Here is a 21,096-nt window from a genome sequence, read left to right on the forward strand (position 1 = left end):
CGAAGTCCTCCCGGCCACCGGACGTACGACGGCGAGGGCAAGCCCGCCCTCGCCGACCTGCCCGCACACCTCGTCAGGCCCAGGGCGTCGTCCGCACCGCGGAGCGCTGCGCGGCCGCCGCCTCCGCCCGCTTGCGACGGCCCGCGACCAGGCCACCCGCCGCGCCCAGCGAAACCACGCCCATCGCGGAGGCGGCGATGATCCCGTCCGTCCCGCCGAGGACGAAGTACAGGGTCACGGCCATGCCGCCGTTGAACAGGAACAGGAACCACAGCGTGCCGGGGCGTGACAGGAAGGCCGCGATCCTCGGCTTCCTCGCGATCCGCGACCCGGCGATCAGCGCGACGACGCCACCGGCGTAGGTGGCCACGTCCTTCTGCGTACCGTCGAGCACGGATCCGGCCCCGGCGCTCGCGGCGAGACCACCGGCGAAGAAGATCCAGAGCAGCAGGTTGGCGAAGAGGGACTTCCCTGAGGTGCGCGGAGAGGACACGGGATCTTCCTTAGGAATGGGGTGACCTGGGCTGACGGATCCGTTGCGATCCGTGATCCACGATCCCGTCCCACGCCCGCCGCCACGATGGACCGCACTCCCGAACGCGTGGTGGAGCCCACTACACCCTCACCCAGGATCGACCGCCACCCGATGATCGGGCCGCCCGTCCTTCGCGAGCATCGAGTGCGCTTCGGCCACCGCCCGGTACAGCCGGATCCCTGAGTCGCCGCGCACGTCGTCGAGGGTCCAGACGTGCCCGCCGTGCCGTACCGACCGCCGCGAGAAGACCTCCAGCGCCCGCTCGGCCTCCGTACCGTCGACGACCTCGCCCGCGACGGCCGACATGTACACCCCCTGCCCGGTGCCGATCTCCACCGAGGAGTCGAAGACCGCGATCCCCGTCTGCGGCCGCACCGCGATGTTCCGCGAGTGGACCGCGTCCGGCGAGGACACCCAGAAGAACTCCCGCCACCCGACGTGCGCGAAGTAGACCGGCGTACTCCACGGCCGCCCCTCCGCGTCCGCCGTGGCGAGCACCAGGTACCGGCTCGCGTCGACGATCCCGCGCGCGACCTCCGCGGTGGGCTTCATCTCAACAGCTCCTTCGATACGTCAGTCCGAAATCCGGCTCCCACTCCGCCGACCCGTGGATGGTGCCCCCGTCGCCACTCATCCGCCCGGTGGGGGCTGGCCGCGCAGTTCCCCGCGCCCCTGAGTGGGTGCAGTGAAGGCGCATCGAGCTGTACCCACCTGTCTGGGAACCGACCAGCCCCCACGCGCACCCCTGAGCCCGTCGAGCTGTACCCACCTGTTGGGGGCGCGGGGAACTGCGCGACCAGCCCCCACCGGCCCGCAGCTGCCCAGTGAACCGCTGCCGGAAGGACAACGGCGAGCCGCCACCGCTCCAGTGCCGCGTCCATCGCGCACACCTCCCTCTCCCAAGGGAGACCGCGGGCCCGCACGAAACTCATCGGTCGGTCGTCGACAACCCCGCCGCCGGCAGCCGCGATGCCTCCGAGTTCTTCGGCAGCCACAGCCCGAACCGGGTCGCCAGCTCCTCCAGAACCTGCGCCGACTCCATGCCCTCGCGGAACGGCGGGCCGAGGGCCGACGGTTCGGCCCCGTCGTCGTAGGCCGGAATCAAGGGGTCGAAGGACGACAGCACCCGCCCGTCCACCGCGTACTCCACCCGCTGCACGGCGTTCACGTCCCGGCAGGCGGTGACGACGCGGGTGCCCCGGGAGAGTGCGGGAAGGTATCCGACGGCGGAGACGTACGACGTGGAGGCCTGGACGGCGAAGGCCCAGCCCTCGATCGTCCCTGCCCGCACGACCGCGTCCACCGAGCGCCGCAGGAAGCCCAGTTCCTCCACCCTCTCGACGTCCAGATCCTCCAGGTGGTCCAGATCGAACGGCTCGTCCATCGAGTTGCGGACCTCGATCTCCTGGGCCTCGTGCCGGGTCAGCGGAAAGAGGGACCCCAGCCGGGCGCCGAGTCGCCGGAGCACCTCCTCCGGCGTGAGGCCCTCGCAGAAGACGAGGCTGTACCCGAAGGGATATGCGTCGGAGACCCAGCGAAGTCCGTCGGTCATGTCTCCATCATGGGGTCCGCCCTCGAACCGGACGTCGGCTACAGCCGCTGGATGATGGTGCCGGTGGCCAACCCGCCCCCCGCGCACATCGTGATCAGTGCGAACTCCTTGTCCGCGCGCTCCAGTTCATGCAGGGCCGTGGTGATGAGCCGCGCCCCGGTGGACCCCACCGGGTGTCCGAGGGCGATCGCGCCGCCGTTGACGTTGACCTTCTCCAGGTCCTGTCCGAAGACCTGGGCCCAGCTCAACACCACGGAGGCGAAAGCCTCGTTGATCTCGACGAGGTCGATGTCCTTCAACGACATGCCCGCCTTGCCGAGCACGGCACGAGTCGCGTCGATGGGCCCGTCGAGGTGGAAGTGGGGGTCGGCGCCGACCAGGGCCTGCGCCACGATCCGCGCCCGCGGCTTCAGTTTCAGCGCCCGCGCCATCCGCTTCGACGCCCACATGATCGCCGCCGCGCCGTCGCTGATCTGGGACGAGTTGCCCGCGGTGTGGATCGCCGTCGGCATGACCGGCTTCAGACGAGCCAGCGCCTCCATGGACGTGTCGCGCAGCCCCTCGTCCCGGTCGACGAGCCGCCACATGCCCTGCCCGGCCCGCTGTTCGTCCTCGGTGGTCGGCACCTGGACCGCGAACGTCTCCCGCTTGAAGCGCTCCTCGGACCAGGCGACGGCCGCCCGCTCCTGGGAGATCAGCCCGAGGGAGTCGACGTTCTCACGGGTCAGTCCCCGGTGCCGGGCGATGCGTTCGGCCGCCTCGAACTGGTTGGGCAGGTCGACGTTCCACTCGTCCGGGAACGGCTTCCCCGGTCCGTGCTTGGACCCCGAGCCCAGCGGCACCCGGGACATCGCCTCGACACCGCAGCTGATGCCGACGTCGATGACCCCGGCCGCGACCATGTTGGCGACCATGTGGGAGGCCTGCTGCGAGGAGCCGCACTGGCAGTCGACGGTCGTCGCCGCCGTCTCGTAGGGCAGCCCGACGGTCAGCCAGGCCGTGCGCGCGGGGTTCATGGACTGTTCGCCGGCGTGCGTGACCGTGCCGCCGACGATCTGTTCGACCGCGTCGGCGGGGATGCCGGTGCGGCCGAGGAGTTCACGGTAGGTCTCGCCCAGCAGATAGGCGGGGTGCAGATTGGCGAGCGCGCCGCCGCGCCTGCCGATGGGGGTGCGGACAGCTTCGACGATCACGGGTTCGGCGGCCATGGGTGCGGGTCCTCTCCTCCGAACGGATCCCTCAGAACTGAGAACTAGTACGTGTTCTAGTTGGCGCTGCTTGCAGTCTGCTGACGAGCCACCCACCACCGCAAGGGTCGTGCACACAATTGGGGCCTCCGCACCCCTTGCCTCTTATAGAACCCGTTACTACCTTCACGGCAGCTCTGTTCCTGATGGTTCGTCAGAAAGCTTCCAGACAGCTGGAGTGAGTGCCGATGACCTGTCCAGCGCTTCCCGACGGGTTCGACTTCACCGACCCCGATCTGCTGCAAAGCCGCGTACCGCTGCCGGAGTTCGCCGAACTGCGCCGGGCCGAACCGGTGCGCTGGATCCCCCAGTCGGCCAACATCGCCGGTTTCCAGGACGAGGGGTACTGGGCGGTCACCCGGCACGCGGACGTCAAGTACGTCTCGACGCACCCCGAGATCTTCTCCTCCTCCCTCAACACGGCGATCATCCGCTTCAACGAGCGCATCGAGCGGGACGCGATCGACGCGCAGCGCCTGATCCTGCTCAACATGGACCCGCCGGAACACACCCGCGTCCGCGGCATCGTGCAGCGTGTGTTCACCCCGAGGGCCATCCGGGCCCTGGAGGAGCGCCTTCGCAACCGCGCCCGAGCGATCGTCGAGGCGGCGCGGGCCCACCCCGGCGACTCCTTCGACTTCGTCACCCAGGTCGCCTGCGAACTGCCTCTCCAGGCGATCGCCGAGCTCATCGGCATCCCGCAGGACGACCGCGCCAAGATCTTCGACTGGTCCAACAAGATGATCTCGTACGACGATCCCGAGTACGCGATCAGCGAGCAGGTCGGCCAGGAGTCGGCCATGGAGGTCATCGCCTACGCGATGAACATGGCGGCCGACCGCAAGCAGTGCCCGGCCAAGGACATCGTCACGACACTGGTGTCGGCGGAGGACGAAGGCAACCTGGGCTCCGACGAGTTCGGCTTCTTCGTGCTGATGCTGGCGGTAGCGGGCAACGAGACGACCCGCAACGCGATCACCCACGGCATGCACGCGTTCCTGACCCACCCCGACCAGTGGGACCTCTACAAAAGGGAGCGCCCCGCCACCACCGCCGAGGAGATCGTCCGCTGGGCGACCCCCGTCAACTCCTTCCAGCGCACGGCCACCCAGGACACGGAGTTGGGCGGCAAACACATCAAAAAGGGCGACCGCGTGGGCATCTTCTACGCCGCCGCCAACCACGACCCCGACGTCTTCGACAACCCCGACGTGTTCGACATCACCCGCGACCCCAACCCCCACCTCGGCTTCGGCGGCGGAGGCCCGCACTACTGCCTCGGCAAATCCCTGGCAGTCCTCGAAATCGACCTGATCTTCAACGCGATAGCCGACGCGATGCCGAACCTCCGCGCGGCAGGCGACCCACGCCGCCTGCGCTCGGCGTGGATCAACGGCGTCAAGGAGCTCCAGGTCACCCTCGGATGACATGAACCCGGTCCCGCGAGGTTCCTCTACAGTGGGTGAACCTTGCGGGACCCGGGGGACGAGGCATGGCGCGGATCGTTGGTGTGCATGGTGTGGGGAAGCAGCGGCTGGGCGGCAACACGCTGCTGAAGGACTGGCAGCCGGCTCTCGCCGACGGCGTCGAGCGTGCGGGTGGCCCGCGTTTGACCGCGGCCGACCTGCACATGGCCTTCTACGGCGACCTGTTCCGCCCCCCGGGCAACACCTTGTCCATCGGCGACCCGATGTTCACCGCCGATGACGTCGACCCGGCCTTCGAGGCCGAGCTCCTGCTGGAGTGGTGGGAGGCCTGCGCCCGCACCGACCCGGCCGTGCCGCCACCGGGCGCGGACACCCTGGCCCGCTCTCCCCGTGCCGTACAGACCGCTCTGCGGGTGCTGCAGAACTCGCGCTTCTTCGCCCAACTCTCCCTGCGCGCCCTCGTCTTCGATCTGAAGCAGATGCGCAGCTATCTGACGGACCCCGCGCTGCGATCGGAGGCCCGGAGCCGGGTGGAGGGGGCCATCGGACCGGACACCCGGGTCGTGATCGCGCACTCGCTCGGTTCCGTGGTGGCCTACGAGGCGTTGTGCGCCCGCGCGGCCGACCATCAGGTACAGGTGTTGGTGACGCTGGGCTCGCCCCTGGGCATGCGGATGGTGTTCGACCGCCTGCGGCCTGAGCCGGGCAGATGGCCGGGGGTCCCGCGGTGGACGAACATCGCGGACGAGGGCGACGTGGTGGCGGCCGTGAAGGATCTCTCCCCCCGCTTCGGCACGGGGGTCGCGGGGAAGGTCGTACACAACGGCTCGCACGCTCATGACGTCACGCTGTACCTGACCGCGCGGGAGACGGGCGAAGCCGTCACGGAAGGCCTGGCATGAGCGATCCACGCCGGTTCCTGATCGCCACGGCTGTCAGCCACTATCCGCACGCCCCCGAGTGGGACCGCCCCGGTCTGGTCGAAGCGCGCCGCAAGATGGTGGAACTGTTCACCGGCAGACTCGGCTACGAGCACGTGTCCGACCTGGGCACCAATCCGACACAGCACCAACTCCTTCGAGAGCTGCGGGAGTTCTGCCGGTCCCCCGACCGGCGTCCCGACGACGTCGTCGCCGTCTACATCGCCGGGCACGGTGAGCGCCTCGACAACGAGGAGTACGTCCTTCTGACGTCGGACACCAACCCGGACGACCTGTACGACGCGCTACAGCCCGGCACGCTGGCCCGCAAGATCCTCGCCGGGACGAAGGTGCGGCGGCTGCTGCTGATGCTGGACACGTGCTACTCGGGGCAGGGCGGCAACGAACTGCTGTCTTCCATGGCCAAGTTGAAGGGCAACTGGCGGGGGAAGGACGCGGGGTTGGCGGTCATCACATCCGCCCAGCCGAACGAACTCGCCCGGACCGGCGCCTTCCCCGACCTGCTCTCGGAAGCGGTGACGAGCCTGGCCACCGCCGGCTACACGCCCCAACTCCTCTCCCTGGACGCGGTGGTGAACGCCACGCGCGCCAATCCCAAGCGCCCCGACTTCCAGCACATCGGTCTGGAGATCATCGGTCTGACGGGTGAGATCCCGCCCTTCCTGCCCAACGCCAAGCACAGCCCTCGGCTGTCCCACACCGACATGGCCCTGCAGCAGGCCGAGGAGTGGCGCGAGCAGGACCAGCAGCGCGACGTGGAGTTCCGGACGCGTTTGTTGCGGCGGGCCATGGGACACCGGGACGAGACCCTGGTGGGGTGGTGGTTCTCGGGGCGGCACCGTGCGCTGGAGGACATCACCGGGTGGCTGAACGACCTGCCCGACGAGCGGCCCGCACTGGTGGTCACCGCCGACCCGGGCTCGGGCAAGACGGCGGTCCTGGGCCTGCTGGCGACGATGAGCGATCCGGAACATCGGCGCACCGTGCCGGTCGCGAGCCTGGGGCTGAGCGACGGGCAGCTGCCACCGCCGAAGGCGATCGGCACGGCGGTCTATGCCCAGAGCCTCACCGACCAGCAGGTCGTGCGCGCGCTCTCCGCCGCGCTGCGGTTGCCGCCGACGGAAGCGGTCGCCGACCTGTTGAACCACCTCAACTCCCTTTCCGAACCGGACCGTCCGCACGTCGTGCTGATCGACGGTGTGGACGAGGCGGCCACACCAACGACGCTGTGCGGCCAGGTACTCCGCCCCGTCATGGAGTTGGCCGGTCCCCACCTGCGGCTGCTGCTGGGTACCCGCCCCCACCTCCTCGATCCGCTCGGCCTCGACCGCCGTGACCAGGTCGACCTCGACGCGGCTCGCTACGCGGACCCCGACGCCGTACTGGCCTACACCCTCCGCAACCTGATCGACGCCCACCCCGAAAGCCCCTATCTCGGCTGCTCGCACGACGACCGGCTCGCCGTGGCCGAGGCCGTCGCAGCGGCGGCCGGCCGCTCGTTCCTGGTCGCCCGGATCACCGCCGGCACCCTCGCGGCCACTCCGGAACTGCCCGCACCCGAAGACCCCGGCTGGCGGCTCTCCCTGCCCAGTGCGGCGGCCGACGCCATGCGCAACGACCTGCACCAGCGCTTCGGCGAGGGAGCGCGGCGCATCCTGGACCTGCTACGGCCGTTGGCGTACGCGGAGGGGCAAGGTCTGCCCTGGGAGGACGTCTGGGCCCCGCTCGCCTCGCTGCTGTCCGGGCACCGGTACACCAACGAGGACCTGCACCGGCTGCGGCGGGACGCGGGCGCGTACGTCGTGGAGGCCGCCGAGGACGGGCGGTCGGTGTACCGGCTCTACCACGAGGCCATGGCGGAGTACCTGCGCCAGGGACAGGACACCGAGGCGGCACACCGGGCGTTCACCACGACCCTGCGACGAGCCGTGCCGTACGGGTTGGACGGAACTCCGGACTGGGCACGGGCCCACCCCTATGCCCTGCGCCACCTCGCGACCCATGCATCTGCCGCGGGGCTGATCGACACCCTGCTCACCGACCTGGCATACCTCGTCCACGCGGACTGCGACGGCCTCGCGCCACACCTACTGAAGGCCGAGAGCGACACCGCGCGACTCCATGCAGCTATCTATCTCAACTCCCTCCACGTCCACCGCGGCATCGACGTGACGAGCCGTCGCCGACTCCTCGCGGTGGACGCCGCCCGCTTCAACGAACCGGCCACCCTGGAGGCGCTCAACAGCCGGGCGCCCGAACAGGCATGGAAGCCCGTCGCCGCGTCCGGTTTCCAGGTGTCGGCCAATCTGCTGCACGTCTGCGCGGCCCACACCCAGGGCGTGACCGCGGTGGCGTGCACGGAGTTGAACGGCCGCCCGGTCGCCGTCTCCGCCTCCCAGGACGACACCCTGCGGATCTGGGACCTGACTACCGGTCGGCCCGTGGGGGAGCCCCTCATCGGCCATACCAGCTCTGTGGACGCATTGGCATGCACCACGGTGGACGGCCGCCCGGTCGTCGTCTCCGGCTCCAGCGACAACACGGTGAGGGTCTGGGATCTGGCCACCGGCCGACCTGCGGGGGCACCGCTGACGGGTCACATCAGCAGTGTGGACAAGCTCCTGTGCACAGAGCTCGACGGTCGTCCGATCGCACTCAGCGGCGCGAGGTCCGATGGGGTGCGCATCTGGGATCTGGCAACCGGGCAGCCTGTGGGCGAGCCGATGACAGACATGGACTTGCTGGGATGCGCGGTCGCGGGTGACCGCGCAGTTGTCGTGACGAGTTCGCGGTCAGAACTGACTGTGTGGGACTTGAAGACGCGAACTCAACTGGGTCAGCTGGAAGCCGTCCCCCATTTCGAATGCGAGGTGCTGGCATGTACGGAGTTGGACGATCATCCTGTCGCTGTCGCCCTGACACGAAAGGGAGTCGGGTACATTTGGGACCTGAACACCCATCGGGTCGTGGCCAGGTTGCAGTATTCCAGCGGCCGGCCGAAAACCCTGGCTTTCACTGAGCTGGACGGACATCGCGTCGCGGTCGTCGGATTCGCTGGTGACGCCATGGTACGGATCTTCGCCCTGACACATCATCAGCACGTAGTGCCCCTCTTGAACGGGCAGAGTTCTGACGTGCGGGGGGTGACATGCTCGTCGCTGTCCGGGCAGCCGGTAGCTGTCACCGGATCGGGCGACGGCACGGTCCGGGTCTGGTCCCTGTCTCCCCGTCAGGTCGTCGGTAAGCCTGTCGTCGCTCACACCGACACAGTCACCGACGTGCAGCTCGCCGTGGTGAACGGGCGTCCGGCCTTCGTCACCGCTTCCGCCGACAAGACGGTGCGCCTGTGGGATCGTTCGACGTGTCGTCCTCTGGGTCCGCACATCGATCCAGTTGTCGACCTGAAAGCGCCTGAGGTGTCCTGTGCGGTACTCGGCGTCCGCCCGGTGGCTGTCTCGCTCAGCAAGTTCAACCAAAGAGTCAAGGTATGGGACCTGGAAACCGGCCGACTCATGCATTCGTCGACTCAACTCGTCCACTTCCCTTTTGGAATTGTGGCATGCACTGTCGTAAACGATCGCCCGATCGCGATCGCCAACTCCGAGCAGAACACACTTCTGGTGTGGGATCTCATAACAGGAAAAGAGCTGTACAAACCCCTGGAAACCGATACCGGCCAGATAATCAGGCTGTCCTGCGTCGACTTGGACGGTCGGCCTATAGCCGTCACCAGTTCGTTCGACGACACCCTGTGTGTCTGGGATCTTGCCACGGGACGTCCCCTGGGCGTCGGCTTGCCCACAGGCTGGGGTCCCACCGCCTTTACCGTGCTGGATGGCCGCGTGGTGGCTGTGAGCTCGGACGGCAATACGATGCACGTCCTGGATATACGAACCGGTCAATCCGTCGGCGATCCGATGGCTGGTCACACCCATGATGTCTCAGCTCTGGTGTGCGCACAGTTGGACGGCCGCCCAGTGGCCGTGGCCGGCGCCCATGACAACACCGTACGCATCTGGGACCTCCGCACCGGCGCCCTCATCGACGTCATCCACGTACCCGGCCCGTGCGGGGCACTGGCCTTGGACGAAACCGGCCTACTGATCTGCAGTTTCGGCAGCGACGTAGGAGTCTTCCGAAGGCATTGATCCGACGTGGACGAAAGCGCCCCCAAGGCGGCGCGGGGAACTGCGCGGTAAGCCACGCCGACGCTACCTCTTCACCAAGGCCCGTTCTTCATCAACTTCCGCCACCAGCTTCACCACTCGAGCCCGCGGCCCCTGGAAGACGTACGACAACCCGAACCCACCCGCGACCACCGCCGCACCCCCCGCCGCGTCCAGCACCCAGTGGTTCCCGGTGGCCACGATCGCCGACACCGTGAAGAACGGATGCAACAACCCCAGCGCCTTCATCCACCACCTGGGCGCGATGATCGCGATGACGACCCCGCACCACAGCGACCACCCGAAGTGCAGTGACGGCATCGCCGCGTACTGGTTGGTCAGCGCGGTCAGGGTGCCGTAGTCCGGCTTGGAGAAGTCCTGCACCCCGTGCACCGTGTCGATGATCCCGAGCGCCGGCATCAACCGAGGTGGAGCCAGCGGATACAGCCAGAACCCGACGAGGGCCAGCAGGGTCGCGAACCCGAGGGAGGCCCGCGCCCACCGGTAGTCCACCGGTCGCCGCCAATAGAGAACAGCCAGCACGCTGAGCGGCACCACGAAGTGGAAGGACTCGTAGTAGAAGTCGAAGAAGTTGCGCAGCCAGTCGACCTTGACGACCGTGTGGTTGACCCAGTGCTCGATGTCGATGTGCAGCCAGCGTTCAAGGTCGAAGATCTGCTGCCCGTGCTTCTCGGCGGTGGCGCGTCCCGCGGAGTTGGTGCCGCCGGTCGCCGCGAGCCTGACCTGCTGGTAGGCGGCGTAGGTGACACGGATGAGCAGCAGTTCCAGGAGCAGGTTCGGCCGGGTCAGCACCCGACGCAGGAACGGCAGCAGCGGCACCCACCCGAACCGTGCGGGGACCGGCGCCGCGTACTCGGTGGGGATCGGCGTCCGGTAGTACGGCGAGGTCCGCGACAGGAAGGGGATCATGGTGGCGGCGGCGAGCGCGGCCAGCAGCACCACGTTGTCCCGCAGGGTGTACAGCGCCGAGATGTGCGGCAGCAGCATCTTCGCCGGGAGGGTCATCACCACGACGACGGCCACCGGCCACACGTACCGGTCGGAGGCCCGCTTGCCGACCCGCCCGACGACCGCGAGCAGCACCCACAGCAGCTGGTGCTGCCAGGTGGTCGGCGACACGGCGATCGCCGCGCAGCCGGTGATCGCGACGGCGAGCAACAGCTGCCCGTCGCGCCCGTAGCCGACGGCCCGGCGTACGCCCAGGGTGGCGACCGCCGCGCCCAGCACCAGGAAGAGCCCGATCTCCAGCGGCCCGTTCAGACCGAACCGCAGCAGCAGTCCGTGCAGCGACTGGTTGGCGAGGTCGTCGGCGGGGCCGCCCAGGCCGGTGCCCGCGATGTGGTGCACCCAGTAGGTGTACGAGTCGTGGGGCAACGCGGCCCAGGCGAGCGCGGTGCTCGCGGCGAAGGTCACGCCCGAGGTCAGGGCGGCCCGGCGGCGGCCGGTGAACCAGAGCAGGGCCGCGAAGAGCAGCACCGTGGGCTGGAGAGCGGCGGCGAGGCCGATGAGCAGACCGCTGACGCGCTCACCGCGGACGGCGAAGCAGGCGACGAGGACCAGCAGCACCGGGATGATGCTGGTCTGCCCGAGGTAGAGCGTGTTGCGCACGGGCAGCGACAGCATCAGCAGGCTGATCGCGACCGGCGCGGCGAGCAGTGAGGTACGGCGGCCGACCGGCTGGGGCAGGGCGCGGGCGGCGACCAGGCCGAGGGCGACGACCAGGAGCAGGGTGCCGAAGGTCCAGCCCCAGCCGAGGGCCTGTTCCGCCGCCCGGGTCAGCGGCTTCAGGACAAGTCCCCCGAACGGGGTACCGGTGAACTGCGTCGAGTCGTACAGCGAGCCCTTCACATGCAGGACACCGTCCGGGCCGACCCAGGTCTCCAGGTCCGTCAGGCGCTCGCCTCGGGGAGTACTGAGGACGACGGCCACCTGTCTCACCGCGAGGACGGCCGCCACGAGCCACAGGGCGAGCCTGGTCGCGCGCAGCCGCGCCTGGATCTCGGTGGCCGCACCGACAGCCGTCGCTCCGCCGAACGCCTCCGCCGGTCGCCCTCTGTGCTCCGCATTCGCCACGCCGCGTCGGCCTCCCGCCCCGTCGTTTTCCTTTGCGAACCCTGTGAGGGGCCGCGATCACCCCCTGGGAGAGACGCAGGCAACCCGCTCTTCACCTGACGTCCGTTCTCGTTTTGTCCGGATGACGATAGTCCGCGCAGGATGCGGTCGCGCGCGGGGGGCGCGGGAAATCCCCTGACAGGACGCAGGAGCGCGACTATATTCGTTAGCGCAACTAGTTAGCGGATCTAACTAGCCATACGAAAGGCTTCGGTGCATGAGCGAGTCGCAGCTCTGGAACGACGTCGACGACTACTTCACCACCCATCTCACACCGGAGGACGAGGCGCTCCGGGCGGCCCTGCAGCACAGTGAGGCCGCCGGCCTCCCGCCGATCGCCGTCACGGCGCCGCAGGCCAAGCTCCTCCAGCTCCTCGCCCAGATCCAGGGAGCCCGTACGATCCTGGAAATCGGCACCCTGGGCGGCTACAGCACCATCTGGCTGGCCCGCGCCCTGCCCGCCGACGGTCGCCTGGTCTCCCTCGAGTACAGCCCGATCCACGCCGAGGTCGCGACCCGCAACCTCGCCCGCGCCGGCCTCGACGACATCGTCGAGGTACGGGTGGGCGCCGCCCTGGAGTCGCTGCCCCGGCTGGCCGCCGAGAACCCGCCCCCCTTCGACATGGTCTTCATCGACGCCGACAAGGGCAACAACCCGCAGTACGTGGAGTGGGCCCTCGAACTCACCGGCGCAGGCAGCCTGATCGTCGTGGACAACGTCGTACGGGACGGCCGGGTCGCCGACCCGGACAACCCGGCCCCCGACGTCCGGGGCACCCGCACGGCGCTCGAACTGATCGGAAAGCACCCGAGGTTGAGCGCCACGGCGATCCAGACGGTGGGCAGCAAGGGCTACGACGGCTTCGCGCTGGCAAGGGTGCTGCCGTAACGCCGGTCCCTCAGATCTCGTGGTAGAAGCCGACGTTGACGCTGCGCGGGGCGGTGCGGTCACGGATGACGATCTCGCCGTTGCCGCCCCGGGGCAGTGTCACGCTGCCGCCGTAGACGAGCGGCTGCGCGTAAGCCCCGGCCACCAGCTGTACCTCGGACGAGGGATCGGGCTGCGAGCCCTGGAGCCAGGTGACCTGCCAGACGCCCTCGGGCCCGCACAGGAACTCCAGGTGCACCCGGGAGACGAACAGCCAGTCGTCGGGCGTGGCGAGCCGGCAGACGGTCTTGTCCCGGCCCACGCGCAGCACGGTGCCCGGGTCACTGGGCGCGTCGGTCATCTGCATCCCGGCCGTGGCACCCTCCTCCGCCGCGGTGACGACGGCCATGGTGAGTTCGAGCACGTGCGCTCCTCCGATAAGGTCCTTGCGCGGCGACCCCGTTGAACCACCGCCGCCGCATGATAAATCGCCCGGCACGGCGGTGTCCGGTGCAAGGTACCCAGGAACGGCCTGCCGCCCGACTCCGGGCAACAGGCCGTTCGTACGGTGTCCGCAGCGCGTCAGCTGCGCAGCAGCCGCTCCGCCAGCTCGCGGTAGTCCCGCAGAACGAGCCGGAGTTGCTCGGTGTCGGTGGCGTTCGCGGCCTTGTCCTGGCCGCCGTCGCCGCTCTGCCAGGAGTTGCGCAGCGTACGGCGACGCTGCTTCACGGCGTCGGCGATGCGGGCCGCGGCCTCCTCCAGAACCTGGTCGGCCTCCTCGACGGCGGACCGGGGCTCGTCCACGAACCCTGCGACGGCGTGCTGGAGCCGCGTACTGAGCTTGTCGGACTCGTCGTGCGACAGCAGCCCGGACTCGTGAGCGGACTCCTTGTGTACGCCGGTCCCGGCGCCGGTGGCGGATTCGGGCCCCGCGCCCCGGCCGAGGCCGGCCTCACGGCCGGTGGTGCCCCGAAGACCCCGCTCGGCGTCCTGGCCGGAGCCGCGACCGACTCCGGAGCCCCTACCACCGCTGCTGAGGTCAGGGTCGCGCACGCCCTCGTCACCCCGCGACGTGCTGGTGCTGGTCCGACGTTCCGTCGCCGACCCCAGGTCCGGTGCCTCGGTCTCGGTGGGGGTCACCAGGGGGCTGTGCCCGCTCCGGTCGCCGTCGGCGCCCGACTTGTTCGTGGCCTCCGTCATGTCACTCAACTCCCCTTCGCGTGACGCTTGTTGAATGCCCAGGGCAGGTGGCCCCGGCCGTCGCTGCGACCGTCGCGCGGCTGACCAGCGCGCAGCTGGGACTCGTCGGTCGATGTACGGGACTCCTCGCGGCTGCGCGGCGGACCGACGAGCTCGTCGAAGAGGGACCGCGCCTCGACCATGGCCGCGCGCATGTCCTCCGTGTCCACGCGGCCGTCGCCGTCCCGGTCGGCGTTCGCGCGGGCACCGGCCACCGAGTGCACGCGCCGGTAACCGTGCACATGGTCCGCGTGGTGCACGGACAGCGCGGCGAACTGCTCCTCGTACTGTCCGCCGCCCGGGAAGCCCCGGGCCTCGGCGAGTTCGGCGAGCAGCCGGTCGGCCTCGGCGACGGCCTCCCGAGGGGAGTCGACGAAGCGTTCCTGGGCGGCCGTCCAGCGGTCCTCGTAGCGCTGGCGCTCGGCCGGTTCCAGTGGCTGCTCGCGCAGGGATCCGTGCCGCTCCACGCGCTCGGTGAGTTCGCGTTCGGCGGCCTTCTCGTCCCCGTTGTGGCGGGCCACGGTCCGGCCGTACTCGGGCCCGAAGCGTCGCTTCAGGCCCCGGCCGTGCTGCGGGCCCCGGCCACGCAGGGTCAGGACGGCCGCCACAACGAGGACGGCCGCCACGATCACGATCAGAGCGATGATCAGGCCTGTTGACATATCAACCGGGTTGCCGTGAACGCCGTCTCCAAACCGTCTCCGCACATGTGTACGCGACAATCACCGCACGGAGGTCCTGCAGCGGCTGCGGGCAGCTGGCGCTGGGCTTGGGCCCAAGGGGGTGCCCCGCTGCGCCGGTCGGCGGGTGCGGGTCCGTCGTGGCTGGTCGCGCAGTTCCCCGCGCCCCTAGGAGGTTGCAGTCACCCGCGCCACAACGGGCCGCAAGCCGCCAGCGGCGTGAAGGGGCCGGGGGGTGTCCGCCCGCAGGGGCGGAACCGCGCGCCACTACGGGCCGCAAGCCGCCGACGGCGGGAAGGGGACGGGGTGGGGGGTGTCCGCCCGCAGCGTCCGGCGTCCGGAACCGAGCACTGCTCAAGGAGCCGAGCCGCCGGACCGAGGACGGACACCCCCCACCCCGGCCCCGACCCACAACGCACCGCAAGCACAAAGGGGCGCGGGGAACTGCGCAAAACGCCAGCCCCCACCGAACCCGCAGACAACAGACGTCACCGAGCCGCCGCCCCACCATGCGGCTGCTCCCGATCCGAACCACACAACTCATCGTTCAGTTCCTTCACCAATCGGGCGAGATCCGTCGGCCGGTCGGGCCCCCACCAGTCCCCCAGCAACTCCGCCAGTGACGCCTCCCGAGCCTCCGCAAGCCGCTCCGCGACCTCCCCGCCCCGCGAGGTGAGCCGCAGCTCCGGCCCCCGCCGCTCGGCAAGCCCCCGCTCCTCCACCTGCCGAGCCGCCTTGATGATCACGCTCAACGGCACGGAGGTACGCCCGGTGAGCAACGCCGGCTCCACCCACCCGTACCGCCGCGTCCGCAGCACCAGCCAACTCGCCGCGGGCAACAGGTCGTACCCCGCCCGAGCCGTGATCTCCCGGTAGACCTCCCGCCGCCCCTCCCGCGTCCCCAGCAGGGACAGCGCCCGGCTCACCTCGTCGTACGAGGACCGCTCCACCGGATTGCTGGCCAGCGTCTCGGTGACGTCGGGCGCCGTGACGGACGCCCGCAGCCGGTCCTCCTTGAGGAACCAGGCGAGCACGAACCCGAGGAGGGCGACGGGAGCGGCGTACAGGAAGACGTCGGTGATCGACGAGGCGTAGGCGTGCAGCGCAGCGGGACGCACCGCGGCCGGCAGCTCCGCGAGCCCGCGCGAATCGGACTCCAGCCCCGAGACCGAGACGCCGGGCGGCAGTTGGACCCCGCGCAGGGCGTCGGCCAGCTTGTCCCCGAGCCGGTTGGCGAAGACGGTCCCGAAGATCGCGACGCCGAACGACGCCCCGATGGACCGGAAGAAGGTCGCACCCGAGGTGGCGACGCCGAGATCCTCGTACGAGACGGCGTTCTGCACGATCAGCACGAGCACCTGCATGACCAGCCCGAGTCCGACCCCGAACACACAGAAGTACGCGCTCATCACCCAGGTGGAACTGCTCTCGTCGAGCCGGTGCAGAAGCAGCAGCCCCACCGCGGTGACCGCGGTCCCCGCCACCGGGAACACCTTCCAGCGCCCGGTGCGGCTGACGATCTGCCCGGACACGGTCGAGGACAGCAGCAGCCCGAACACCATGGGCAGCATGTGCACACCGGACATGGTCGGCGAGACCCCCTGCACCACCTGGAGGAAGGTCGGCAGATAGGTCATCGCGCCGAACATCGCGAACCCGACGATGAAGCTGATGACCGCGGACAGCACGAAGGTCCGCACCCGGAACAGCTTCAGTGGCAACACGGGCTCCGCGGCCCGCCGTTCGACCGCCACGAACGCGACCGCCAGCAACATCCCCAGGACGGCGAGCCCGACGATCTGCGGCGAGGACCACCCCCAGGTCGTCCCGCCCAGCGACGCCACCAGCACCAGACATGTGGCGACGGAGGCGATGAGGAGGGTCCCGAGGTAGTCGATGACATGCTTCGTGGACTTGCGCGGAATCCGCAGCACGACCGCGATCACGGCGAGCGCGACCGCACCCACCGGCAGGTTGACGTAGAACACCCAACGCCAGCTCAGATGCTCGGTGAACAGCCCGCCCAGCAACGGCCCCAGCACGCTCGTCGCCCCGAAGACCGCCCCGAACAGCCCCTGGTAGCGCCCGCGTTCACGCGGCGGAACGAGATCGCCGACGATCGCCATGGACAGCACCATCAGCCCGCCGCCCCCCAGCCCCTGCAGGGCCCGGAAGGCGATCAGCTGGGCCATGTCCTGAGCCATGCCGCACAGCGCCGACCCGATCAGGAAGATCACGATCGCGGTCTGGAACAGCCGCTTGCGCCCGTACTGGTCCCCGAGCTTGCCCCACAGCGGGGTCGCCGCGGTGGAGGCAAGGAGATACGCGGTCACCACCCAGGACAGATGGTCCATCCCGCCGAGGTCGCTGACGATCGTGGGCAGTGCCGTGGACACGATCGTCTGGTCCAGCGCGGCGAGCAGCATCCCGAGCAGCAGGGCCCCGATCGAGACGAGGACGTTGCCGGACACGTGCTCTTCCCGCGTGTCCGGCACATTCCCTGTCCTACCGTGCGCATCCGCGGTCATGCAGACCTCCTGGGGCTCTCGTTACGTCTCCATCGTGGTCGGTGTAACCGCTTATGGCCCGTTGAGTCCTGTTGGAAGCCGGTATTCCGGGGGCTTGTGACCGGTGGCCGTGGAGGGGTTCTGCATAATCTCTGGAGTTTGTGAGGGGAGGGACGAACACATGGCGGAGTCGAACAGTCATCTGTGCCCGGAGTGCGGGGCACCCAGAGGAGCCGACAACACCCCGTCCTGCGGGTGCACACAGCGCGCGTCGGACGCGCTGCGCGACGCGCGCACGGCGGAGGCGGCCGCGGCGGAGGATTTCGATCCGCTGCGCATACGGCCGTACGTGGAGCTGGACGACGAGACGGCCCCGCTGCCGAGGGCGCCCGGGCCGCCCCCCGCCCCCACCGGACCCACGTCGGCCCCGGACGCCACGATGCAGTTGCGTGCGGTGACCCCTGAGACGTCGGCGCCCGACGCGACCTCGGTGCTCCCCACCCCCCTGGCACCCCGGCCGACGACCGCGAGCACCACCGATCTGCGCCTGTTCGAGACCGGCGGACACCCGTCCGCCCCCGCCCTCGTCCCCGCCCCGGACAGCGACGCGCAACCGCGCCGGGTCCACCGCCGTACGGTCCTCCTCGCCACGGCCGGAGCGGTCGTGGCGGTGGTCGCTGCGGCCGGCTTCGCCAGCGGGCTGTTCGCGTACGAGTCGCCGGTGCGGGACGAGGCGGCTCAGCAGGACGTACGGCCGGCGGTCCCGGACTCGACGACGACCCCGGCGTCGGCCTCGCCGTCCACGGCCGCGGCATCCGTACGACCGTCCTCCGCGCTCCCGTCCCCCACGGCGAGCGCGAGCCCGTCGGCCTCCGCGTCCCCGTCGAGGTCCAGTGCCTCCCCGACGCCGTCCCTGTCGGCCGCGCCGACTGTCACCCCGACCGCCTCCACCGCGACGGACGGCGCGGCGAACGGCTCGGACGCGGTCCGCGAGGCGGCTCCGCCGGTGCTGCGGCGGGGGTCCGAGGGCCCGGAGGTCGTCGAGCTCGAACTGCGGCTCACCCAGGCAGGCCTGTACTCGCGGAAGGCGAGCGGGCACTACAACGAGGGCGTCGAGGACGCGGTGAGCCGGTACCAGGCGACCCGGGGCATGCAGGTGCCGGAGTACGGGGTGTACGACCTGGCGACACGCCAACGGCTGGAGTCGGAGACCAGGGAGCCGTAGCGCGGGCCGGCCACACCCCGGGGAGATCCACCTGCCGGCGATCACATCACGCGGCCGCCCGGAAAGCCCACCCGCCGAAGAACCGGATCGCCCCGCCGTCCAGGGCGGTCTACCCGGCCGCCGTCCAGGGCGGTCTACCCGACGAAAAGCCGGATCGTGCCGTCCTCCCCGGCTTCCACGCGCACCTGCTCAAGGTCCCGCACCACCACGTCAGGACCGTGCGCGCCGGCCCGTGACCCGACGCCCACCACCCGCATCCCGGCCGCCTTCCCCGCCGCGATCCCCGCCCCGGAGTCCTCGAAGACGATGCAGTCGGCGGGCGCGACACCGAGTTCGGCCGCCCCCTTGAGGAAGCCCTCGGGGTCGGGCTTGCTCGCTCCGACGGACTCGGCCGTGATCCGGATCCCGGGAAGCCCGAGCCCGGCCGCCGTCATGCGGGCCGTGGCCAGCGCGACATCGGCGGAGGTCACCAGCGCGTGCGGCAGCCCCCGCAGGGACGCCAGAAAGTCGGACGCGCCGGGAATCGCCACGACGCCGTCCGTGTCGGCGGTCTCCTCCGCGAGCATGAGCGCGTTGTCGGCGAGGTTGCGCTCCACGGGCCGGTCGGGCAGCAGGATCGCCATCGACGCGTGGCCCTGGCGGCCGTGGGCGACCTTCATGACGTCGTCGCCGTCGAGTCCGTGCCGGTCGGCCCAGCGGCGCCAGATGCGCTCCACCACGGCGTCGGAGTTGACGAGGGTGCCGTCCATGTCGAGCAGGAGGGCGCGGGCGGTGAGCACGGTGGGGGCGGCGGTGGCCGTCATCGGCAGCTCCAGGACGCGAGGTGGGGGGGCGGCTTCGGGGGGTCTCCCCCAGCGCACCCCCGAGGGACAAGGCGGCCCCGCCCGCCGGTCAGGGAAAACGGGCGGAGGCCACTTTGTTCATCCACGGTACAAAACGAGAGGCGGTTCCCGCCACCGCTTCCCCGAACAGTTCACTCACCGTTCAGCTCAGCCGGCCACGGCCTCCCACAGGCTCCACAGCCCGAGCCCCAGCATCAGCAGGGCCGCGATCCTGGTGATCAGCTTCAGCGGAACCCGCTTCATCAGGGCCTTTCCGCCGACGATGCCGAGGCCGGCCACCGCCCACAGCGCGAGCACCGCACCGAGGCCGACGGAGAGCGGGTCGTCGTACCGGGCGGCGAGGTTCGCCGTCATGATCTGCGTCAGGTCCCCGAACTCGGCGACGAGGATGAGCATGAACCCGGCCCCGGCGACCTTCCAGAAGGACTGGTCCTCGGGCCGGCGGATCTCCCCGTCGTCATCGTCCTTCTTCAGCAGCAGGACGGCCGCGCCACCGAGGAAGAGCACACCTGTGAGCGCCTGCACGATCTGCTGGGGCAGCAGGGTCAGCACGCTGCCGGCCGCGACGGCGAGCGCCACATGCAGCGCGAAGGCCGCGGCGACACCGGCGAAGACGTAGGAGGCGCGGTAGCGGGTGCCGAGGACGAGGCCGGCGAGCGCGGTCTTGTCGGGCAGTTCGGCGAGGAAGACGACGCCGAAGACGACGGCCGTCACGGTGAAGCTGATCAAGGGTCCTCAATCGGTCGGGGCCGCCCCACCGAGAGTGTTTTCGCGAAACGACGCCTCGGCACGGCAGCACACAGTCAGTGCACTACTGGCCGAAGGTCTCGCTGGCCGATCCCTGAAGACCTGCCTCCGGGCGCCGGCTCAGACGAGCTGAGCAGTATGTCGACGGTCCGGCGAAGAGCTACTCCCCTTCAACACCGTCAATCGTACGTGATCGTTTCGTCGTAAACCTTGTCGTGTCATGCACGCGTCATTAACTTCTAACCCAACGCACACCTCCCCGCAATGCGGAGCCGCGAGCATTCGAGCGCTCGCACTCCAAAACCCCCGCCCCCCAAGGGAGTTCGCATGCCGAAGTTCTACGCGCGTCGACGGCTCAGCATAGTCGGAGCGCTCACCGCGCTCATAGCCTCCGTCGCGGTTCTCAACGGCCCGTCCGCCTCCGCCGCCCTCCCCACCCCGGTCAGCGCGGCCACCGCCCGCACCTACCTCGCCTCGCTCACCGTGGCCACCGAGAACCGCACCGGCTACGCCCGGGACCTGTTCCCGACGTGGATCACCATCAGCGGCACCTGCAACACCCGTGAGTACATCCTCAAGCGGGACGGCACGAACGTCGTCACCGACTCCGCCTGCGCCTCGACCAGCGGCAGCTGGTACTCCCCCTACGACGGCGCCACCTGGACCGCCGCATCCGACGTGGACATCGACCACCTGGTCCCGCTCGCCGAGGCCTGGGACTCCGGCGCCAGCGCCTGGACCACCGCCCAGCGCCAGGCCTTCGCGAACGACGTCACCCGCCCGCAGCTCCTCGCGGTCACCGACAACGTGAACCAGTCCAAGGGCGACCAGGACCCGGCGACCTGGATGCCGTCCCTCACCTCGTACCGCTGCACCTACGTCCGCGCCTGGGTACAGGTGAAGTACTACTACGACCTCTCGGTCGACTCGGCGGAGAAGACCGCACTGACGAACTACCTCGCAAGCTGCTGACGATTCCGTAACGGA

Annotated in this window: 17 protein-coding genes; 6 read left to right on the forward strand and 11 right to left on the reverse strand. The window is 69.8% G+C overall.

What is annotated here, in order from left to right:
* Positions 1-73 precede the first annotated feature (73 nt).
* The 4 genes from ACFYRX_RS27225 to ACFYRX_RS27240 form a co-directional block, all read right to left on the reverse strand.
* Positions 74-493 (reverse strand): hypothetical protein, encoded by a 420-nt coding sequence (locus tag ACFYRX_RS27225; RefSeq protein WP_389104799.1) that lies wholly within the window; start codon positions 491-493, stop codon positions 74-76.
* A 129-nt stretch (positions 494-622) separates the two neighbouring features.
* Positions 623-1,087 (reverse strand): pyridoxamine 5'-phosphate oxidase family protein, encoded by a 465-nt coding sequence (locus tag ACFYRX_RS27230; RefSeq protein ID WP_389104802.1) that lies wholly within the window; start codon positions 1,085-1,087, stop codon positions 623-625.
* Positions 1,088-1,463: 376 nt separating this feature from the next.
* Entirely contained in the window at positions 1,464-2,087 is a 624-nt protein-coding gene (locus ACFYRX_RS27235; protein WP_389104805.1) for a DUF6461 domain-containing protein, read from the reverse strand.
* 38 nt (positions 2,088-2,125) lie between these two features.
* Positions 2,126-3,295: a steroid 3-ketoacyl-CoA thiolase gene (locus ACFYRX_RS27240; protein ID WP_389104808.1), complete on the reverse strand. Its 1,170-nt coding sequence runs from the start codon at positions 3,293-3,295 to the stop codon at positions 2,126-2,128.
* A gap of 227 nt (positions 3,296-3,522) precedes the next feature.
* On the opposite strand from ACFYRX_RS27240, the gene ACFYRX_RS27245 reads away from it, so the two are divergent.
* The 3 genes from ACFYRX_RS27245 to ACFYRX_RS27255 all read left to right on the forward strand — a co-directional run bounded on the left by ACFYRX_RS27245 (position 3,523) and on the right by ACFYRX_RS27255 (position 9,850).
* Positions 3,523-4,761: a cytochrome P450 gene (locus ACFYRX_RS27245; RefSeq protein ID WP_389104811.1), complete on the forward strand. Its 1,239-nt coding sequence runs from the start codon at positions 3,523-3,525 to the stop codon at positions 4,759-4,761.
* 65 nt (positions 4,762-4,826) lie between these two features.
* Positions 4,827-5,663 (forward strand): hypothetical protein, encoded by an 837-nt coding sequence (locus ACFYRX_RS27250; RefSeq protein ID WP_389104814.1) that lies wholly within the window; start codon positions 4,827-4,829, stop codon positions 5,661-5,663.
* Positions 5,660-9,850: a caspase family protein gene (locus ACFYRX_RS27255; protein WP_389104817.1), complete on the forward strand. Its 4,191-nt coding sequence runs from the start codon at positions 5,660-5,662 to the stop codon at positions 9,848-9,850. The genes ACFYRX_RS27250 and ACFYRX_RS27255 overlap by 4 nt, the downstream gene beginning before the upstream one ends.
* A gap of 63 nt (positions 9,851-9,913) precedes the next feature.
* Here ACFYRX_RS27255 and ACFYRX_RS27260 read toward each other — a convergent pair whose 3' ends face one another.
* Positions 9,914-11,962 carry a bifunctional glycosyltransferase 87/phosphatase PAP2 family protein gene (locus ACFYRX_RS27260; RefSeq protein ID WP_389104820.1) on the reverse strand — a complete coding sequence of 683 codons (2,049 nt, stop codon included), beginning with the start codon at positions 11,960-11,962 and terminating at the stop codon, positions 9,914-9,916.
* A gap of 256 nt (positions 11,963-12,218) precedes the next feature.
* Here ACFYRX_RS27260 and ACFYRX_RS27265 point away from each other — a divergent pair, with 256 nt between their 5' ends.
* Positions 12,219-12,890: an O-methyltransferase gene (locus ACFYRX_RS27265; protein WP_389104822.1), complete on the forward strand. Its 672-nt coding sequence runs from the start codon at positions 12,219-12,221 to the stop codon at positions 12,888-12,890.
* A 10-nt stretch (positions 12,891-12,900) separates the two neighbouring features.
* Here the strand turns inward: ACFYRX_RS27265 and ACFYRX_RS27270 are convergent, their stop codons facing one another.
* From ACFYRX_RS27270 to ACFYRX_RS27285, 4 genes are all read right to left on the reverse strand, one after another.
* The gene (locus ACFYRX_RS27270; RefSeq protein ID WP_328746916.1) at positions 12,901-13,293 is read right to left on the reverse strand and encodes a hypothetical protein; all 393 of its coding nucleotides are present in this window, start codon (positions 13,291-13,293) and stop codon (positions 12,901-12,903) included.
* Positions 13,294-13,451: 158 nt separating this feature from the next.
* Positions 13,452-14,069 carry a hypothetical protein gene (locus ACFYRX_RS27275; protein ID WP_389104826.1) on the reverse strand — a complete coding sequence of 206 codons (618 nt, stop codon included), beginning with the start codon at positions 14,067-14,069 and terminating at the stop codon, positions 13,452-13,454.
* A 5-nt stretch (positions 14,070-14,074) separates the two neighbouring features.
* Entirely contained in the window at positions 14,075-14,770 is a 696-nt protein-coding gene (locus ACFYRX_RS27280; protein ID WP_389104829.1) for a hypothetical protein, read from the reverse strand.
* Positions 14,771-15,276: 506 nt separating this feature from the next.
* On the reverse strand, positions 15,277-17,316 hold the full coding sequence (locus tag ACFYRX_RS27285; RefSeq protein WP_389104832.1) for a DHA2 family efflux MFS transporter permease subunit: 2,040 nt from the start codon (positions 17,314-17,316) through the stop codon (positions 15,277-15,279).
* Between the two features lie 160 nt (positions 17,317-17,476).
* Here ACFYRX_RS27285 and ACFYRX_RS27290 point away from each other — a divergent pair, with 160 nt between their 5' ends.
* Entirely contained in the window at positions 17,477-18,520 is a 1,044-nt protein-coding gene (locus ACFYRX_RS27290; protein ID WP_389104835.1) for a peptidoglycan-binding domain-containing protein, read from the forward strand.
* 134 nt (positions 18,521-18,654) lie between these two features.
* Here ACFYRX_RS27290 and ACFYRX_RS27295 read toward each other — a convergent pair whose 3' ends face one another.
* Both ACFYRX_RS27295 and ACFYRX_RS27300 read right to left on the reverse strand, forming a co-directional pair.
* Positions 18,655-19,323 carry an HAD-IA family hydrolase gene (locus ACFYRX_RS27295; protein ID WP_389104838.1) on the reverse strand — a complete coding sequence of 223 codons (669 nt, stop codon included), beginning with the start codon at positions 19,321-19,323 and terminating at the stop codon, positions 18,655-18,657.
* 186 nt (positions 19,324-19,509) lie between these two features.
* Complete coding sequence (locus ACFYRX_RS27300) at positions 19,510-20,091, reverse strand: TMEM165/GDT1 family protein (protein WP_389104841.1); 582 nt, start codon at positions 20,089-20,091, stop codon at positions 19,510-19,512.
* 345 nt (positions 20,092-20,436) lie between these two features.
* Between ACFYRX_RS27300 and ACFYRX_RS27305 the strand changes: the two genes are divergently transcribed.
* Positions 20,437-21,081: an HNH endonuclease family protein gene (locus ACFYRX_RS27305; RefSeq protein WP_389104844.1), complete on the forward strand. Its 645-nt coding sequence runs from the start codon at positions 20,437-20,439 to the stop codon at positions 21,079-21,081.
* Positions 21,082-21,096 lie beyond the last annotated feature (15 nt).

It is taken from the genome of Streptomyces sp. NPDC005374 (assembly GCF_042872225.1).
Lineage (GTDB): Bacteria > Actinomycetota > Actinomycetes > Streptomycetales > Streptomycetaceae > Streptomyces.

Bases quoted from the DNA above. Each gene is read 5' to 3' on its own strand.
- ACFYRX_RS27280 (WP_389104829.1), bottom strand. From the start codon at position 14,770: ATGTCAACAGGCCTGATCATCGCTCTGATCGTGATCGTGGCGGCCGTC.
- ACFYRX_RS27235 (WP_389104805.1), bottom strand. From the start codon at position 2,087: ATGACCGACGGACTTCGCTGGGTCTCCGACGCATATCCCTTCGGGTAC.
- ACFYRX_RS27250 (WP_389104814.1), top strand. From the start codon at position 4,827: ATGGCGCGGATCGTTGGTGTGCATGGTGTGGGGAAGCAGCGGCTGGGC.
- ACFYRX_RS27285 (WP_389104832.1), bottom strand. From the start codon at position 17,316: ATGACCGCGGATGCGCACGGTAGGACAGGGAATGTGCCGGACACGCGG.
- ACFYRX_RS27255 (WP_389104817.1), top strand. From the start codon at position 5,660: ATGAGCGATCCACGCCGGTTCCTGATCGCCACGGCTGTCAGCCACTAT.
- ACFYRX_RS27245 (WP_389104811.1), top strand. From the start codon at position 3,523: ATGACCTGTCCAGCGCTTCCCGACGGGTTCGACTTCACCGACCCCGAT.
- ACFYRX_RS27305 (WP_389104844.1), top strand. From the start codon at position 20,437: ATGCCGAAGTTCTACGCGCGTCGACGGCTCAGCATAGTCGGAGCGCTC.
- ACFYRX_RS27295 (WP_389104838.1), bottom strand. From the start codon at position 19,323: ATGACGGCCACCGCCGCCCCCACCGTGCTCACCGCCCGCGCCCTCCTG.
- ACFYRX_RS27290 (WP_389104835.1), top strand. From the start codon at position 17,477: ATGGCGGAGTCGAACAGTCATCTGTGCCCGGAGTGCGGGGCACCCAGA.
- ACFYRX_RS27275 (WP_389104826.1), bottom strand. From the start codon at position 14,069: ATGACGGAGGCCACGAACAAGTCGGGCGCCGACGGCGACCGGAGCGGG.
- ACFYRX_RS27240 (WP_389104808.1), bottom strand. From the start codon at position 3,295: ATGGCCGCCGAACCCGTGATCGTCGAAGCTGTCCGCACCCCCATCGGC.
- ACFYRX_RS27230 (WP_389104802.1), bottom strand. From the start codon at position 1,087: ATGAAGCCCACCGCGGAGGTCGCGCGCGGGATCGTCGACGCGAGCCGG.
- ACFYRX_RS27265 (WP_389104822.1), top strand. From the start codon at position 12,219: ATGAGCGAGTCGCAGCTCTGGAACGACGTCGACGACTACTTCACCACC.